Below are 16,019 nucleotides of genomic sequence, written 5' to 3' on the forward strand. Positions count from 1 at the left end.
GGCATCTGTTCAGGCCACGTCGAAAGCGGCCCTGACGAGCCGTTCGGTGTAGGCGGTCTTGGGATTGGTGAGGACCTGGTCGACGGGTCCCTGCTCGACGATCTTGCCGTGCTGCATGACGATGACGCGGTGGCAGAGCGCCCGCACCACCTTGAGGTCGTGCGAGATGAAGAGATAGCTCAGACCACGCTCGTCCTGCAGCTTGCGCAGCAGGTCGATGATCTGCGCCTGGACGGAGAGATCCAGCGCCGATGTCGGCTCGTCGAGCAGGATGAATTCGGGTTCGAGCGCGATGGCCCGGGCGATGGCGATGCGCTGCCGCTGGCCACCGGAAAATTCATGCGGAAACCGCGACAGGATATCGCCCGGCATGCCCGCGCTGACCAACGCCTCGCGCACCCGTTCGACCCGCTCGCGGCGCGTTGCGCCGATGCCGTTGACGACCAGCCCTTCCTCGATGATCTGGCCGATCGTCATGCGTGGGTTAAGCGAGGAGAACGGGTCCTGGAAGACGATCTGCATGCGCGACCGCAGCGGCCGCATCTGCGTTCGCGACAGGCCATGGATCGGCTGGCCATCGAAGCGGATCTCACCGCGTTTCGCTTCGGTCAGCCGGAGCAGCGCCTGGCCGAACGTGGTCTTGCCGGAGCCGGATTCGCCGACCAGCCCAAGCGTCTCATGGCGGCAAAGCTTGAGGTCGAGGTCGTCGACCGCGACCAGTTCACGCCAGTCCGGCTTCAAGAACGTGCCGTGGCGCAGCATGAAGCAGACGCGCACGCCATTCGCTTCGAGGATGGTGCCAGAGCCCGCGGGCAACGGTTGCGGCCGTCCTCTTGGTTCGGAAGCAAGCAATCGCTGCGTGTAGGGATGCCGCGGATCGGCGAACAAGCGTTCAGTGACGTTGTGCTCGCACATTTCGCCATGCTGCATCACATAGACGTAGTCGGAAAACTTGCGCACCACGGTGAGGTCGTGGGTGATCAGGATCACCGCCATCCGCAGCTCTTTCTGCAGATTCCGGATCAGGTTGAGGATCTGCGCCTGCACCGTGACGTCGAGCGCGGTCGTCGGCTCATCGGCGATCAGCACGTCCGGATCGTTGGAGAGCGCCATGGCGATCATCACGCGCTGCCGTTGCCCACCCGAGAGCTGGTGCGGATATTGCTTGAGCCGCGCCTCGGGCTCGGGAATCTGCACATGCCGCAGCAGTTCCAGCGCCCGCGCCCAGGCTTGCTTGCGGCTCACCTTGCGATGCACCCGTATTGCTTCGACGATCTGGCTGCCGACCGTGTAAATCGGGTTGAGCGAGCTCATCGGCTCCTGGAAGATCATCGAGATGCGATTGCCGCGCAACTTGCGCCGGGCGCTCTCGGGGAATTTCAGAATGTCCTGTCCGTCATAGCAGACGCTCGATTTCGGTGACACGGTTGCGCGGCGCGACAGCAGGCCCATGACGGTGCGCGCCGTCACCGACTTGCCGGAACCGGATTCGCCGACGATCGCGATCGTCTCGCCGCGATAGAGCTGGAACGATATGTCCTTGACCGCCTCGACGGTACCGTGCTCGACCTTGAAGGCGACCTCGATGTTGCGGGCGTCGATGACGGGCTCTCCCTGGCGCCCATCATGGTCGAGGCGAAAGGCTGGTGCGAAGGGCTCGGCGAGTACGACGGTCATTCCTGTCCCCTCAATACGGATCGACGGCATCGCGCAGGCCGTCGCCGAGCGCGTTGAAGGCGAAGACGGTGACCAGCACGAAACCGACCGGCGACAGTATCCAGGGATAGGTACCGATGACGGAATAGGTCGCGGTGTCCTGAAGCATCAGCCCCCAGGAGATCAGCGGCGGCTTGACGGCAAAACCGAGGAAACCGAGGAAGGATTCGAGCAGCACCACCGTCGGGATCGCCAGCGTCACGGCGACGATCACGTGGCTCATCACATTGGGGAAGATGTGCTGCAGGATGATACGCCGGTCTGTCGCGCCGACCGCCATGGCGGCGCGCACATATTCGATGCGCGCCAGCGCCAGTGTCTTGCCGCGCACCTCGCGCGACATCTGCGCCCAGCCCAACACCGACATGACGATGATGACAAAGCCGAGGAACACATTGGTCGGGGCGGTGACAGGGATCAGCGTCGTCAACGCCAGATAGAGCGGCAGTTGCGGGAAGGCGAGCACCAGTTCGACGAAGCGCTGCATCCAGACGTCGAACCGGCCGCCGAAATAGCCCGACACCATGCCGACAGTGGTGCCGATGACCGTGATGATGAAGACCACCGTCAGCGCGATCATGAGCGAGACGCGCGAGCCATGGATGGCGCGCGACAGCACATCCCGGCCGAATTTGTCGGTGCCGAGGAAATGCACCGGCTGGCCGTCCGTCGAGGCGAACAAGTGCCGGTTCGCCGGGATCAGCCCGAAGAGCTTGTAAGGCGCGCCCTCGACGAAGAAGCCGAGCAGTCGCGGGTGATCGTAGTCGGGGCCGACGATGGGCTGGAAGGTCACCGGATCGAGATCGGCCGAATCGGCCAGCGCGTAGACCCTCGGCCGCGCGACGAAATTGCCGTCCTTGTCGTGGAAGGACGGCAGCTGCGGCGGGGCGAAGCCGACATCGGTCGCCTTCGGATCCATCGGCGCCAGGAATTCGGCGAACACGGCCATCACCAGCAGCAGCACGACCAGCCAAAGCCCAGCCATCCCGGTCCAGGAGCGCTTCAGCCGGCGCCAGACAAGCGCCATGTAGCTCTCATTGCCGCGTGCGGGCGCTACTGTGGCTCGCTCGGCCGGCAGTGGCGGTGGTGAAGGCTCTCGCGCCAGCATCTAGCCCTCCCCGAACTGGCGCACGCGCGGATCGAGCAGGACGAGCAGCATGTCGGCGATGATGTTGCCGACGATCAGCGTCGCCGACAGCACCATCATGAAGGTGGCTGTGACATAGACGTCGCCGACCGCCATCGAACCGACGATCGCCGGACCGACGGTCGGCAGCGCGAAGATGATCGCCGTCTCGATCTCGCCGGTCAGCATGTATGGCAGCACCACGCCCTGATACATGACGAGCGGATGCAAGGCATTGGGCACGGCGTGGCGCATGACGACGGCGCTGCCCGTCAGGCCCTTGGCCTTGGCTGTCTCGACATATTGCGCGTTGAGCGTGTCGAGCAGATTGCCGCGCATGACGCGCATATTGTAGGCAAGGCCGCCGAAGGTGGCGATCGCCACCACCGGCCAGACATGCTTGACCAGGTCGACGAATTTGGCCCACGACCATGGCGCGCCGCCATATTGCGGTGAGAAGAATGAGCCGATCTCCGACACGTTGAACTGGAAGACCAGGAGATAGACGATGATCAGCGCCATCAGGAAGCGCGGCACCGTCATGCCGAGGAAGGCGATGGCCGACAGCGTGGAATCGATCCAGGTGTATTGCCGGGTCGCGGCCCATATGCCGAAAGTGATGCCGAGCACCGAGGCGAGCAGATGGCAGACCAGCGCGAGCAGCAGCGTGCGCGGCAGGCGCTCGCCGACGACCTCGGCCACCGGCTTGTTGTAATAGAGGCTGTAGCCGAAATCGCCGCGGGTGACGACGCCGCCGATCCAGTTGAGATACTGGACGGGCAGCGGCTTATCGAGGCCGTGTTCGACGCGATAGGCCTGGGCCTGTGCGTCGGCCTCCGCGAAGGAGGCTCCGCCCTGGTTGATCAGCTGCGAGCGGATGTAATCGGCATAATCGCCAGGCGGCGCCTGGATGATGGCAAAGGTGACGAGACTCAAAATAGCGAGAACCGGGATTGCCGACGCTATGCGCATGAGCAGGAATCGCAGCATGGACGGTCCGCTTCCTCATCTCGCCGGACGCTCCCCTGGAGGGGCGTTCGGAGGGTTGGTTTGTCCCGGCCGCGCCATCGACGCGGCCGGGTGTCTCTCTGTCAGGGGAGGTAAACTTGCATCGGCCCTTAAACTTACATCGGGCCCTTGTCTCCAGGCTTGCCGGGAAGCTCTTCGGGGAACAATTCGTATTTCGCCTGTTTGTCGGCCGCGACGAAGACCCGTTCGCGGATGATCGAATCCTCCGCCCAGTTAAACATGAAGATCGGCGTGCCCTGCGGGATGTTGGAGAAGCGCTTGTTGACGATCAAGGCGCCGGGATATTCCGTCAGGCCGACATTGTAGACGTGCTCGGTCGAGATCTTCTGGAAGTCCCGCATCAGACTGGCGCGCTGGTTGTTATCCGCCGACGAGACGAACTTGTTGACGATGTCGACGAGGTCCTTCTCGAAAGGCATCAGGTCGACCTCGCCGCTTTCCGGCGCGCGGTGATCCCAGCTGGTCTTGGGACCGACCGGAGCGAGTTGCACGGTGTTCTGCACCACGGAGGTCAGCTCCTGCTCATTGCGCCGGATCAGCCAGTCGAAGCGGCCTGAATATTGCGTGGCATCGCGCTGGGTGCCGTTAAGCCCGTTGAGCACGATCCGGAGGCCAAGCTTCTCCATCTGCGCGACCACGCCTTCGGCGAGGCTCTTGTCGGTCGTGTAGTCGTTGTTGACCAGCATTACGATTTCGACGTTCTTGCCGCCGGCGGTACCGGCCGGAAAGTTGACGATGCCGTCGCCGTCTGTGTCCTTCAGACCGGCCTTGGCGAGTTCGGCCTTGGCGCCCTCGAGGTCGAAAGGATAGTAGACGGTGGATTTACGGTCATAAAAGCTGGTGCCCGAGGAAAGGCCGCCTGGATAGATGGCGGTGAACGGCCCCTTGACGAGGGAATCGCCCAGCGCCTTGCGATCAAGCGCCATGGTGACGGCCTTGCGGAAATCCTCGTTGCGGTTCAGTTCGCGGATCGCCTGGCCGCGCTCGTCCGGGTTGCCCCAGCCATTGGCGGAGAAGTTCAGGCGCAGATTGTAGCCGATCAGCCGCGGGCCGAAGGCCAGGCGCGCCGGCGCGTTCGCCTCCGCCGCGCGCTTCAGCGAGGCGACGAAGTTTTCCGGCTGCTCGAGGTTGGAGAAGTCGCCGGCGCCGGCGACCGCCTGAACGTCGCGGTCGGCCCAGGTCGACAGTTTGTAATGCAGCTCGTTGAGATAGGGCAGCTGGTTGCCCTTCTCGTCCACCTTCCAATAGTAGGGATTGCGGCGCATGACGATGATGTCGTCGGCCCGATATTCGACCGGCACCCAGGCGCCCATGACAGGCATGTTCATATATTCGGGCGGGAAAGCGTTCTTGAACTGGTCGTAGGTGTTCTTCGAATATTTCGGGTGCTGCGGCTTCAAAATGTGTGCGGGACCGGGACAGAAGGTGCCATAGGCCATTGCGTAGAGGTGCTGTTTCGGGAAGGCGTCCTTGAAGGTCCATTCGACCGTGTAGTCGTCGATCTTCTTCAGCGTCGTGCCGACGCCGAAGGTTTCCTGGGTGGCGCCATTGAGCGGCGAGACGTTGGGATCCATGACCTCGTCGTCCCAGTAGAACATGACGTCGTCGGCGTTGAACGGCACGCCGTCCGACCATTTGGCACCTTCGACGAGATGCATGGTCAGCTTGTGGCCATCGGCTGACCAATCCCAGCTTTTGGCGAGATTGGGCAGCGGCTCGGTGTCCTTCGCCTCGACCTGGAACAGCGGCGCGGTGCGCGTCAGGCACTCGGAAAGGCCGATGTCGATGCCGCCCCACCCTTGGGTCTGGCCGGCGCCGTAGTTCCAGCCTTCGGGCCGGCCGCCGATGACATGGCGCATCGTATCGCCGTAGACGCCGACGCCGTCCGGCATGTTGGCGGTCTTGAAGACAAGCGGCTCTTTCGGCAGCCGACCTTTCACCGGCGGCAGCTTGCCGGCCTTGACGTATTTTTCCGTGACCCAATCGGGCTCGTGATAGTCGGGCAGCGCCTTGAACTCCAGGATGGAGTCGCGCGGCACGTACTTGATCTTGCCCTCGGCCGGAAACGTCGCCGGAACCGGTGGGACGGTCGGCTCGGAAGCGAAAGCGTTGAGCGCCGGAACGGAGACGCTCAGCGCCAGTCCGGCGGCAATGCCAATGCTGCGTAGGTTGCTCATTGTCTCTTCCCTCGTATTCAGACGTTTGCTGCTGCTCGTATTTGGCCTGGACGGCAGGCTGCGGTGGATCCGCCTCCCGTGGATCCGCCGCCGCGCCCGGTTCTCAGACGGCCTGTTTCAGCGCGGCCTTTTCGGCGCGCAGTTCCTCGATCGAGCGCACGCTTCGCCGCGCGGCTCCGGCCCATTCCCGCGTCTTGACCGTGGATTTCGACAGCCTCTCCTTGGCTGCCGGAACCGCATGGGCATATTGCGGCAGCCATTGCGCCTGGGCGACGACCATTTCGTCGACCATCTGCCAGACCTCCTCCGGCGTCGACACCGCGCCGACCAGCGGGTCATGCAGCACGGCAAGCTTCAGAAGATTGATGTCGCCAGATATCGCCGCGTGGACCGACATGCGCTGGACGTTGATCGAGGCCATGCAAGTAGCGGCACAGGCTTCCGGCAACGTGATGCCGGCGGCCATGTTGATGCCGAAACGATCGACGAAACCGGGTGACTCGATGATGGCGTCCCGTGGCAGATTGGTGATGACGCCGTCATTCCTGACGTTGAAGTGGCCACGATAGACGCGGTTGGTTTCCAGCGCCTCCAATATGTGGCTCGCATGCTCGTTCGAGCGCCTTGACGCGTCGATCGGTTTCGATGCCGCTTCGAGGAATTGCGGATATTCGGTCTCGAACCAGTTGCGGGTTTCCGTGGAATAGCGGAGGTAGCCGCCGGTCTCGCCATGGATCCAGTCGGACATGTCGATCCAGCGCGTGATCTCGTCGGGGCGCTTGCGGTACCAAGGCAGATATTCGGAGAGATGGCCGTTGCTTTCGGTCGAATAGACGCCGAAGCGCTTCAGCACATCGATGCGCAGCTTTTCCTGCTGGGAATAGACCGGATGTGCCTCGAAGGCGGCAATTAGCTCATCCCTGTCGATCTTGCGGCCGTTCAGCCGCAAATCGATGAACCAGGTCTGGTGGTTGATGCCGGAACAGACATAGTCGAGTTCCCGTGGCGATTTCGCGCCCAGCACCTCGGCGATCTGCTCGGCGCCGTGCTGGACGCCATGGCAGAGACCGACCGTGTCGACCTTGCCGTATTCGATCGCCGCCCAGGTGTTCATCGCCATCGGGTTGGCATAGTTGAGGAATTTGGCGTTGGTATCGGCGACTTCGCGGATGTCCTTGCAGAAATCCAGGATCACCGGAATGTTGCGCTGACCGTAGAGAATACCGCCGGCGCAGATCGTGTCGCCGACGCATTGGTCGATGCCGTATCTCAAGGGAATGCGGATATCATCGGCATAGGCTTCGAGGCCGCCGACCCGCACGCAGCTGATGATGTAGCGCGCGCCCTCGAGCGCCTTGCGGCGGTCGGTCGTCGCGGTCACCCTCGTTGGCAGATTGTTTGCCTCGACAATTCTGTCGAGGATCGCCTTGATCATCGCGAGATTGTGCTCGCTGACGTCGGTCAGCGCGAATTCAATGTCCTTGAATTCCGGCACGCACAATATGTCGGTGAACAGCTTCTTCGTGAAACCGACGCTGCCGGCGCCGATAATAGCGATTTTGAAACTCATCACCTTCACCTCGGTCCAATCGAATGCTAGGCAAGGAGCAGCAAGGGAAGAAAGATGGCCACACGCCTTTTGGGCGCATGCCATTCAAGCCGGAATCCGGCTTTTCTCTCCTCCCGCCCGCTCCTCGTTCGCGGGCTATTCGCGTTCGTCGAGGCGCGATTATGCGCTTATTCGCGGGCGCGACCAGAGAAGGATTATGCTTTCAGGGGTAATTTTGTGCTGCGGGATTTGATCGCCAACGGAGAGTCGATGCGGACCGTCTCGCTGCCGCGCGGCCGCCAGCGCCTGCATGCCATGCCGACGAGCACGGGCTATGAGGTGCGCGAGGACGTGACCTATGACTGGGACGGGCGAAAGCGCGGTCAGACACCGTTCACCGTCCTGCAGCATACGATCGGCGGTACCGGCCGGTTGCGCTACGAAAACCGCGATTACCGCCTGCAGACGAACGACACGCTGCTGGTGCTGGTGCCGCACAACCACCGCTACTGGCTGGCCAGGGGCGAGCGCTGGGAATATTTCTGGATCTCGATGAACGGCGAGGAGGCGTTGCGCGTCCACAAGTCGATCCTCGACGTGTCGGGACCGGTCTTTCGGCTGCAGCCGGCGACGATCGATCATCTTGCCGATTGCAGTCTGCGTCTTATCAAAGGGGCCGCTTCTCCAGGCGCTGCTTCGGCGATCGCCTACGAGGCGGCGATGGCGCTCTACGACGATGTGTTCGGCTCGCACGCCTTTGCCGAAAAACAGAGTGCCATGCAGCCGGTCATCGATCATATCAACGCCAATCTCGACAAAGCCCTGCCGGTGGCGGACCTTGTCCAGATCAGCGGACTGAGCCGGGCTCATTTCTCACGCTGCTTCGCCGAGAGCGAAGGCCTGCCGCCCGCCGAGTTCGTGCTGCAGCAGCGGCTGCAGCGGGCGGCGAAATTGCTGACCAAGGCCGATTTCCTGCCGGTGAAGGAAGTGGCCATCCTGTGCGGGTTCGAGGATGCGAATTATTTTTCGAAGGTTTTTCGCCGCCTCTACGGCACGACGCCCAGCCAGTTCCGCACCACCGGCATGTATGCCAGCTTGCGAACGCCGGCCAGGCGCGGCGCCAGGGTGTCGGACGACGAGACCTGATGCCGCTTGAGACCTAATCAGGCCGCGTGCAGGCTGCCCCCGTCCAGCCACTCGAGTTCGGCTGGCGAAAGCGCGATGTCCAGCGCCCGCAGGCTGTCGTCCAGTTCGCCCAGCGTGCGCGGCCCGATCAACGGGACCGATGGGAAAGGCTGGTTGAGGACATAGGCCAGCGCAATATGGATCGGGCTCTTGCGCAGCCTGGCGGCGAGTTCGATCGCCCGGTCGCGGCGGCCGAAATTGCGCTCTGAGTACCAGACCCGCACCAGTTCCTCGCTGTCCAGCCTGTCGCGCCCGGCGCGGTCGGTGAAGAAGCCGCGTCCCTGGCTCGACCAGGCGAAATTCGGCATCTGCCTGGATGTCAGCCAGGCTTTCCAGTCGTCGGTGGAGGAGGTGATGCAGCCGGCCCAGATCGGCTCCAGCATTTCGGCCAGCGAAAAATTGTTGGAGAGCGCGCCGGGCTTCTGCTTGCCAGTGCGCTCGGCATAGGCAATGGCCTCGTCCATGCGCTGCATCGTCCAGTTGGAGCCGCCGAAGGGACCGCGAATACGCCCGGCCTTGACCTCCGCGTCCATGGCGTCGACGAACTCGCCGACCGGCACGTCCGGATTGTCGCGATGCATGAAATAGATGTCGACATGGTCGGTCTGCAGACGGTCGAGCGACTGGGCAAGCTGCTTTGCGATCACGTCGGGATAGCAGAGCGGCGAGTGCGCGCCTTTGGCGATGATCACCGACTGCTCGCGCACGCCACGGTTTCTCAGCCATTGGCCGAGCAGCGTCTCGGTGTAGCCGCCGCCATAGACGTAGCCGGTGTCGAACAGATTGCCGCCAGCCTCGAAAAAGGCATCGAGCAGGATCGACCCGGAGGAGAAGGTGCGGAAATCCTCGAAGCCGAGCGCCACCACGGAGGTCGGTTTCGGCAGGCCCGGAATGGTGCGCTTGCCTATCGCGGTGCCGCCGGGCCGCAGAGGTCGGCCGGAGATGGTGTTGGTGCGCAGCGAGGCCTTCTCGATCTCGTACTCCAGCCCCACCGCCGCGCGCCATCTGTCTAGCACGCGCAAGGTGCCGAGGCTGTCGGCCCAGCCCATCCCCGGCCAGGCGAATTCCTGTCGCCCGGCGCGGATCGCCTCGCCGGCGGCATCGACCTCGAAGGAATAGACATGGCGCTTCTCGTTGACGCTGATGGTCTCTTGCGCGCCGTCGGCGCCGATCACGTCGATCCGGCCGAGGCCGACATCGCGGTCGCCGCCGGCGAACCAGAAGTCCGGCACCTCGATGCGGCCCTTGGTGCCGAAGATGCGCAGGACGTTGTCCTGGTTCAGCGAGATACTGCAGGAAACCTCGGCGACGATGCCACCGGGGAAATGCAGGACAGCGGAGGCCCATTCGTCGACGCCGGACTGGCCAAGGTGGGCGCCGCCCACCACCTTGTCGGGTTCGGCGAATGGCTTTCCCGCGGCAGCGCCGGCAATGAGGCGCACCATCGACACGGGATAGCCGCCGACGTCGAGGATGCCGCCGCCGGCGAGGTCGTTGGCATAGAGCCGGTGCTCCGGCATGAAATCAGGCATGGCGAAGCCGAAGCTCGACTTGATCATCCTGATCTCGCCGATGACGCCGGACTTGACCAGGCCCACCAGTTGCTGCGTCTGCGGGTGCAGACGGTACATGAAGGCCTCGCCGAGAAAAGTGCCGGCCTTCCGCGCCGCATGCATCATGGCGTCGGCCTCGAACGCGGTCAGCCCCAGCGGCTTTTCGCAAAGCACATGTTTTCCGGCTTCCGCCGCCCGGATCGCCCATTGCGCGTGGCCGGGATGCGGGACCGCGATATAGACCGCGTCGATTTCCGGATCGGCGAGAAGAGCGTCATAACCGTCGAGGATGCGGGCGCCGGGGAAGCTCTCGGCCAGACCCGGCTTGCCGGGGTTGCGCGCGCCGATGGCGACCAGTTTCCCGGTGCGGGAACCGGCGACGCCGCCGGCAAAGGCCTTGGCGATGCCGCCCGGCCCAAGAATCCCCCAGCGAATGGGCGTTGATGCAGTCATGTAATTCTCCTTGCGGGCTTGGAAAGGGGCGGCCGGTCAGCGCAGCCGCAGCCCCTTTTCGTCGAACAGGTAGGATTTGCGGATGGAAACGGTGACCTCCGAGGTGTCGGGAACCTTTGCCGCGTCGCGCTGGATCACCACATCCTCGCCATGGGTCGTTCGGGCATAGAGGAAGCTCGTGCCGCCGAGGTGCTCGACCACGTCGATGGCGGCGGTGAGGTCGGCGTCGCCTTCACCGGCGCTGCCAAAATGTTCCGGCCGCACGCCGACGATGACTTTGCTACCCAGTTCAGGCCCTGCGCATTTCAACGGTTGCGTGATGCGGGTTTTCTCCTCGCCGGCCAGCTCGACCACGACCCCTTTTTCATCACGCCCGACAATATGGGCCTTGATGAAATTCATCTTCGGCGAACCGACAAAGCCGGCCACGAACATATTGTCGGGATTGTCATAGAGCTCCAGCGGCCTGCCGATCTGCTCGATATGGCCGGCGCGCAGCACGACGATTCGGTCGGCCAGCGTCATCGCCTCGGTCTGGTCGTGGGTGACATAGACCATGGTGGCGCCGAGTTCCTTGTGGAGCCTTGAAATCTCGACCCGCATCTGGACACGCAGTTCGGCATCGAGATTGGAGAGCGGCTCATCGAACAGGAACACTTGCGGCTCGCGCACGATGGCGCGGCCGATGGCGACACGCTGGCGCTGGCCACCAGAAAGTTTTTTCGGACGACGATCCATCAATTCGCTGATGCGCAGGATCTCGGCCGCGCGCTTCACCCGCCGCTCGGTGTCGGCCTTGGGGTTGCCGGTCATGCGCAGCCCGAAGGAGAGATTCTGCTCGACGCTCATATGCGGATAGAGCGCGTAGGACTGGAACACCATGGCGATGCCGCGGTCGGCCGGCTCGACATCGTTGACCACCTTGCCGCCGATGGCGATCTCGCCGCCGCTGATGTCCTCCAGCCCGGCGATCATCCTGAGCAGCGTGGACTTGCCGCAGCCCGACGGGCCGACGAAGACGACGAACTCGCCGTCGGCGATGTCGATGTTGGCGCCGTGGACGACTTCGAACGCGCCGAAGCGCTTGGCGACATTGGTGAGGATAACGGTTGCCATTCTGCCCCTTACTTGACCGCGCCGGCGGCGATGCCGGCGATGAAATGACGCTGCAGGAGCACGAAGACGACGAGCATCGGCACGGTCAGCATGACCGCGCCCGCCATGATGCCGCCCCACGACACTTTGGTCAGGCCGATCAGCGTGCCGAGCGCCACGGGTGCTGTCATCGAACCCGGCTGGCTGTTGATCAGAAGTGGCCACAGATAGTTGTTCCAGGAGGCGAGGAACAGGATGATGCAGAGCGCCGCCAGCATCGGCCGCGCCAGCGGCAGGGCGATGAAGACGAATATCCGCCACTCCTTGACGCCCTCGACGCGGGCGGCATCGAACAGATCGTCCGGCATCATCGAAAAACTCTGGCGCATGAACAGCACGCCCAGCGAATTGAACAGCGGCGGCACGATCAGCGCCACCCAGGTGTTGGCAAGCTTGAAGTCGCGCGCCACCATGATGAATTGCGGGATCAGCACCACCGCATAGGGCAGCGTGATGGTGCCCAGGATGATGGCCACGACCACGCTTTTACCGAAGAACTGGTAGCGGGCCAGCGCCCAGCCGGCCATCGAGGTCAACAGCACCGACAAGACGGTGTAGGTCACCGCCACGCAAACGGAAATGACGATGGCGCCGACGAAGTCTGTGTCGCGCTGCAGATTGTTGAAATTGTCGACGAAATTGCCGCGCGGCAGCAGTTCGATGCCCGGGCTGAATATGCCATTGTCGGGCATGGTCGAGAACACCACCATCATCCACAGCGGAAACAACCAGATCAGCGCCAGCGGCGTCAGGAAGAGGTGCAGTGCGATGCTTCGTTTCAGTCTTGCCGATGAGAGCGAGCTCATTTCGGTTCCCTCGTCAGCCATAGCTGCACCAGTGTGATGGCGATCGCCAGCCCGGCCATGGTGTAGGCGACGGCAGAGGCATAGCCGAAATTGAGCGAGCGGAAGCCCTGGCGGTAAAGCAGCAGACCGAGCGTCTCGGTGCCGCCGCCCGGCCCGCCGCGCTCGGTGATCAGGAACGGCTCGGTGAACAATTGCATGGTGCCGATGATCGACAGCACCGCGCAGAAGACGATGACCGGCTTCAACAGCGGCAGGGTGATGTAGAAGAATTGCTTGAGCTTGCTCACCCGGTCGAGCGTCGCTGCCTCGTAGACATCCTCGGGAATGGACTGCATGCCGGCCAGCAGGATGATGGCGTTGTAGCCGGCCCAGCGCCAGGTGACCGCGATCATGATCAGCGCCATGGCCGGCGTGACATTGGAAAACCAGTCGACCTTGGGCAGGCCGATGCTGTTCAGCAGCTTGTTGACGATCCCGAAATCGAGGCTGAACATCAGCCGGAACACCGCCGAATAAGCGACCTCGCCGACCACCACGGGGGCGAAGAAGGCGAAGCGGTAGAGGCCGCGCGCCTTGAGCAGCGGCGAATTCAGAAGCACCGCCATCACCATGGCCAGCGCGATCATCACCGGAACCTGGATGACGAGGATGAGCAGCGTGTTCTTCAGCGCGTTGAAGAAGGCGGGGTCGCCGATCAGCCGGCCCCAGTTGAAACCGGGCGCGAAGCGCCACGGCACGGTGCGCGTCGCCTGGAACGAGATCAGGAACGAGGAGATGATCGGCCACACCCAGAAGATGGCGAAGATCAGGAGATAGGGCGTAAGGAAGCGATAGGCCGTGGCATTGCGTGCGCGCATCTTTTGTCCTCCTTCATCCCTGGTGTTGAAAGCAAGCGTGCAAGCGGCGGGTCCAGGACGACATAGCTGCCGTCCCGGACCCCGTCCTGGGAGTTCAGGACTTGACAGGCAGCCCAGTCGCCGAGGCGATCTGGCTGGCGGCATCGTCGAGTGCCGCCTTGGCGTCGGGATATCCGCCGGCGAGATATTTGGTCTGCACGGCGCGCACGATGATCTCGGCATCGCTCTGGAACTGCGTGCCGCGGCTCGGAACGACCTTGGGCAAGGTGCCCAGAATATCCTTCCACACCGCCTGGCCGCCCCAGTAGGGCTGGCCCTGGCTGACATAAGGGTCGTTCAGGGCCGAGACCAGCGATGGGACGAGGCCGAACTCCTTCAGCATGGTGATCTGGCCTTCATTGGTGCCGAGCGTGTATTTCAAATACTCGTAGGCCGCTTCCTTGTTCTTAGACGCCGAGGTGATGGCGAGCGACGAACCGCCGAGATTGGCGGCGTGCGGCCCGTCCGCGGTCAGGCTCGGCATCAGGTAGACGCCCCATTTGCCGTTTTCGCCGGCCGATTCGGTGCGGATGGTGCCTTCGTACCAGCCGCCATAGACCTGGGTTGCGACGGTTCCGGCGGTGTTGTTGGTGATCTTGGTGCCCCAGTCGGCCGACGAGACGATGCCCGCGTCCTTCATCTCCTTGACCTTGGTCATGGCGTCGACGCATTTGGGCTGGTTGACCGTGATCGACTGGCCGTCCTCGGCGAAATAGGCGCAGCCCTGTTCGTTGGAGATCATGCGGAAGAATTCACTGTCGCCGTTGAAATCGGCATTGGTCATCGAGACCCCTGGATTGGCGGCCTGGATCTTCTTGCCGGCGGCGATGAAATCGTCCCAGGTCTTGATCGATGCCGGATCGACGCCGGCCTTTTCATAGAAGTCGCGGCGATAGAAGGCGGCGACCGGGCCGGAATCCCACGGCATGGCATAGGCCTTGTCGCCGACTTCGAGTTCGGTACGCTTGAAATCGGGGAATTTCTTCTGGTCTTCCGCCGTGTAGCCCAACGTGTGCAGGTCGACGAAACAGTCGGGGAACTGGCTCCAGTAATTCTCGGCCTCGCCGTTCTCGATGGTCACGATATCGGGCAGGCCGACGCCGCCGGCCGCGCATCCGGCGATCGACTTGTCATAGGTCGGCTGGTTGCCGAGATCCTGGACCGTGACCTTGATGTCGGGATGGACCTTGTTGAAACCGGCAACCGTTGCCTTCAGCGACGAGGCGGCGATGTTCCAGCTCCAGATGGTGATTTCGCCGGATTGCGCGAAGGCCGGGGCTGAGCCCAAGGCAAGCGCTAGCGCGGCGCAGGACAGTGTGATGCGCATTGAAATCCTCCCATTTCATTTGCTCTCTCTGCGAGCTTGACTAGACTAGGCACCGGCAAAGGCCTGTCCCCGACAAAGGGAATACGAAATTGGCGGAAAGTAAGATGCCCGAACGGCCGTTTTACCAGCCTGGTGCCAGCAGTGTGGAAGGCCTGCCGCTGCTGTTGCAGATGTTCCACACCAATCCGCTGGTGATGCTGAAGCCGCATTGGCATGCCCAGGTCGAGGTGAATTTCATCGTCCGCGGCTCCGTCCACTACCGCATGAACGAGCACGAAATCTCGCTCTCGGCCGGCGAGATGTGCCTGTTCTGGGGCGGCCTGCCGCACCAGATGGACGATTTGAGCGACGACGCCGTCTATGCCGGCGCGCACCTGCCGCTGGTGCATTTCTTCCGGCTGCACCTGCCGGCGGATATACGCCACCGGCTGATGACGGGTGCGACGCTGGTGACAAGCGCCACCGATCAATCCGACAATGACAATTTCGCCCGCTGGAACCGCTACGCCCGTTCGGGCGACCCGGCCAAGACCGAGCATGCCGTCAACGAACTCCTGCTGCGGCTGGAGCGGGTGCGGTTCGAGCCCTATCGGCTGGTGCCGGAAAACGCCGCCGGGCAGGAGGCGGGCAGCCCCTTCGACCAGCAGTCCTCACGCAATGTCGGGCGCATGTGCGATTTCATCGCCGAAAATTTCCTCTACGACATCGATTGCATGAACATAGCGGCCGCCGCCGATATCCACCCCAAATACGCCATGAGCCTGTTCAAGAAATCAACCGGCATGACGCTCAACGAATACGTCAACCTGTTGCGGCTGAGCTACGCGCAGGCGCTTCTGATGCATCAGGACGCCAATGTGCTGCGGGTCGCCATGGACTCGGGCTTCGGCTCGCTCAGCGCCTTCAACAAATCCTTCCGCAAGCTGGCTGGCATGACCCCATCCGACTTCCGCAAGGGGCTGCCAAGCACCAGATAGGCGGGCGCACGGCATGGAAACCAGCCCATCGGGCGACATTCCTTTTCCTGCGGGAAATCCACATCTGGGC

General features: G+C 63.0%; 12 protein-coding genes. 2 read left to right on the forward strand and 10 right to left on the reverse strand.

Annotation, left to right across the window (positions count from 1 at the left end; genetic code table 11):
• Positions 1 to 9: 9 nt before the first annotated feature.
• The 5 genes from FJ527_RS01125 to FJ527_RS01145 all read right to left on the reverse strand — a co-directional run bounded on the left by FJ527_RS01125 (position 10) and on the right by FJ527_RS01145 (position 7,618).
• Entirely contained in the window at positions 10 to 1,677 is a 1,668-nt protein-coding gene (locus FJ527_RS01125) for an ABC transporter ATP-binding protein (RefSeq protein ID WP_140821274.1), read from the reverse strand.
• A gap of 10 nt (positions 1,678 to 1,687) precedes the next feature.
• Positions 1,688 to 2,824, reverse strand: coding sequence for an ABC transporter permease (locus tag FJ527_RS01130; RefSeq protein ID WP_140821276.1), 1,137 nt, complete (start codon positions 2,822 to 2,824; stop codon positions 1,688 to 1,690).
• Entirely contained in the window at positions 2,825 to 3,832 is a 1,008-nt protein-coding gene (locus FJ527_RS01135) for an ABC transporter permease (protein WP_140821278.1), read from the reverse strand.
• Between the two features lie 134 nt (positions 3,833 to 3,966).
• A complete protein-coding gene (locus FJ527_RS01140) occupies positions 3,967 to 6,048 on the reverse strand; it encodes an ABC transporter substrate-binding protein (protein WP_140821279.1) in 2,082 nt (693 codons plus the stop codon).
• Positions 6,049 to 6,151: 103 nt separating this feature from the next.
• Positions 6,152 to 7,618, reverse strand: coding sequence for an alpha-glucosidase/alpha-galactosidase (locus FJ527_RS01145; RefSeq protein ID WP_140821281.1), 1,467 nt, complete (start codon positions 7,616 to 7,618; stop codon positions 6,152 to 6,154).
• A 249-nt stretch (positions 7,619 to 7,867) separates the two neighbouring features.
• On the opposite strand from FJ527_RS01145, the gene FJ527_RS01150 reads away from it, so the two are divergent.
• Positions 7,868 to 8,743, forward strand: coding sequence for an AraC family transcriptional regulator (locus FJ527_RS01150; protein WP_140821283.1), 876 nt, complete (start codon positions 7,868 to 7,870; stop codon positions 8,741 to 8,743).
• A gap of 17 nt (positions 8,744 to 8,760) precedes the next feature.
• On the opposite strand, the gene FJ527_RS01155 is transcribed toward FJ527_RS01150, so the two are convergent.
• The 5 genes from FJ527_RS01155 to FJ527_RS01175 form a co-directional block, all read right to left on the reverse strand.
• A complete protein-coding gene (locus FJ527_RS01155) occupies positions 8,761 to 10,788 on the reverse strand; it encodes an aldo/keto reductase (RefSeq protein WP_140790426.1) in 2,028 nt (675 codons plus the stop codon).
• A 36-nt stretch (positions 10,789 to 10,824) separates the two neighbouring features.
• Positions 10,825 to 11,904, reverse strand: a complete 1,080-nt coding sequence (gene ugpC, locus FJ527_RS01160) for a sn-glycerol-3-phosphate ABC transporter ATP-binding protein UgpC (RefSeq protein ID WP_140614691.1) — start codon at positions 11,902 to 11,904, stop codon at positions 10,825 to 10,827.
• 8 nt (positions 11,905 to 11,912) lie between these two features.
• Positions 11,913 to 12,749: a carbohydrate ABC transporter permease gene (locus FJ527_RS01165; RefSeq protein ID WP_015316253.1), complete on the reverse strand. Its 837-nt coding sequence runs from the start codon at positions 12,747 to 12,749 to the stop codon at positions 11,913 to 11,915.
• Positions 12,746 to 13,606 carry a sugar ABC transporter permease gene (locus tag FJ527_RS01170; protein ID WP_140614692.1) on the reverse strand — a complete coding sequence of 287 codons (861 nt, stop codon included), beginning with the start codon at positions 13,604 to 13,606 and terminating at the stop codon, positions 12,746 to 12,748. Before FJ527_RS01170 ends, FJ527_RS01165 begins: the two co-directional genes overlap by 4 nt.
• A gap of 94 nt (positions 13,607 to 13,700) precedes the next feature.
• Positions 13,701 to 14,972 carry an ABC transporter substrate-binding protein gene (locus FJ527_RS01175; RefSeq protein WP_140660714.1) on the reverse strand — a complete coding sequence of 424 codons (1,272 nt, stop codon included), beginning with the start codon at positions 14,970 to 14,972 and terminating at the stop codon, positions 13,701 to 13,703.
• Positions 14,973 to 15,076: 104 nt separating this feature from the next.
• Here FJ527_RS01175 and FJ527_RS01180 point away from each other — a divergent pair, with 104 nt between their 5' ends.
• On the forward strand, positions 15,077 to 15,949 hold the full coding sequence (locus FJ527_RS01180) for a helix-turn-helix domain-containing protein (RefSeq protein WP_140821285.1): 873 nt from the start codon (positions 15,077 to 15,079) through the stop codon (positions 15,947 to 15,949).
• Positions 15,950 to 16,019 lie beyond the last annotated feature (70 nt).

The organism is Mesorhizobium sp. B2-4-18 (assembly GCF_006441385.1).
Taxonomy (GTDB): Bacteria; Pseudomonadota; Alphaproteobacteria; order Rhizobiales; family Rhizobiaceae; genus Mesorhizobium; species Mesorhizobium australicum.

What these genes read in the sequence shown, in the direction of transcription:
- FJ527_RS01130 (WP_140821276.1), bottom strand. Translation starts at nt 2,824, where the DNA reads ATGCTGGCGCGAGAGCCTTCACCACCGCCACTGCCGGCCGAGCGAGCC.
- FJ527_RS01125 (WP_140821274.1), bottom strand. Translation starts at nt 1,677, where the DNA reads ATGACCGTCGTACTCGCCGAGCCCTTCGCACCAGCCTTTCGCCTCGAC.
- FJ527_RS01135 (WP_140821278.1), bottom strand. Translation starts at nt 3,832, where the DNA reads ATGCTGCGATTCCTGCTCATGCGCATAGCGTCGGCAATCCCGGTTCTC.
- FJ527_RS01170 (WP_140614692.1), bottom strand. Translation starts at nt 13,606, where the DNA reads ATGCGCGCACGCAATGCCACGGCCTATCGCTTCCTTACGCCCTATCTC.
- ugpC (WP_140614691.1), bottom strand. Translation starts at nt 11,904, where the DNA reads ATGGCAACCGTTATCCTCACCAATGTCGCCAAGCGCTTCGGCGCGTTC.
- FJ527_RS01140 (WP_140821279.1), bottom strand. Translation starts at nt 6,048, where the DNA reads ATGAGCAACCTACGCAGCATTGGCATTGCCGCCGGACTGGCGCTGAGC.
- FJ527_RS01150 (WP_140821283.1), top strand. Translation starts at nt 7,868, where the DNA reads ATGCGGACCGTCTCGCTGCCGCGCGGCCGCCAGCGCCTGCATGCCATG.
- FJ527_RS01155 (WP_140790426.1), bottom strand. Translation starts at nt 10,788, where the DNA reads ATGACTGCATCAACGCCCATTCGCTGGGGGATTCTTGGGCCGGGCGGC.
- FJ527_RS01180 (WP_140821285.1), top strand. Translation starts at nt 15,077, where the DNA reads ATGCCCGAACGGCCGTTTTACCAGCCTGGTGCCAGCAGTGTGGAAGGC.
- FJ527_RS01175 (WP_140660714.1), bottom strand. Translation starts at nt 14,972, where the DNA reads ATGCGCATCACACTGTCCTGCGCCGCGCTAGCGCTTGCCTTGGGCTCA.
- FJ527_RS01145 (WP_140821281.1), bottom strand. Translation starts at nt 7,618, where the DNA reads ATGAGTTTCAAAATCGCTATTATCGGCGCCGGCAGCGTCGGTTTCACG.
- FJ527_RS01165 (WP_015316253.1), bottom strand. Translation starts at nt 12,749, where the DNA reads ATGAGCTCGCTCTCATCGGCAAGACTGAAACGAAGCATCGCACTGCAC.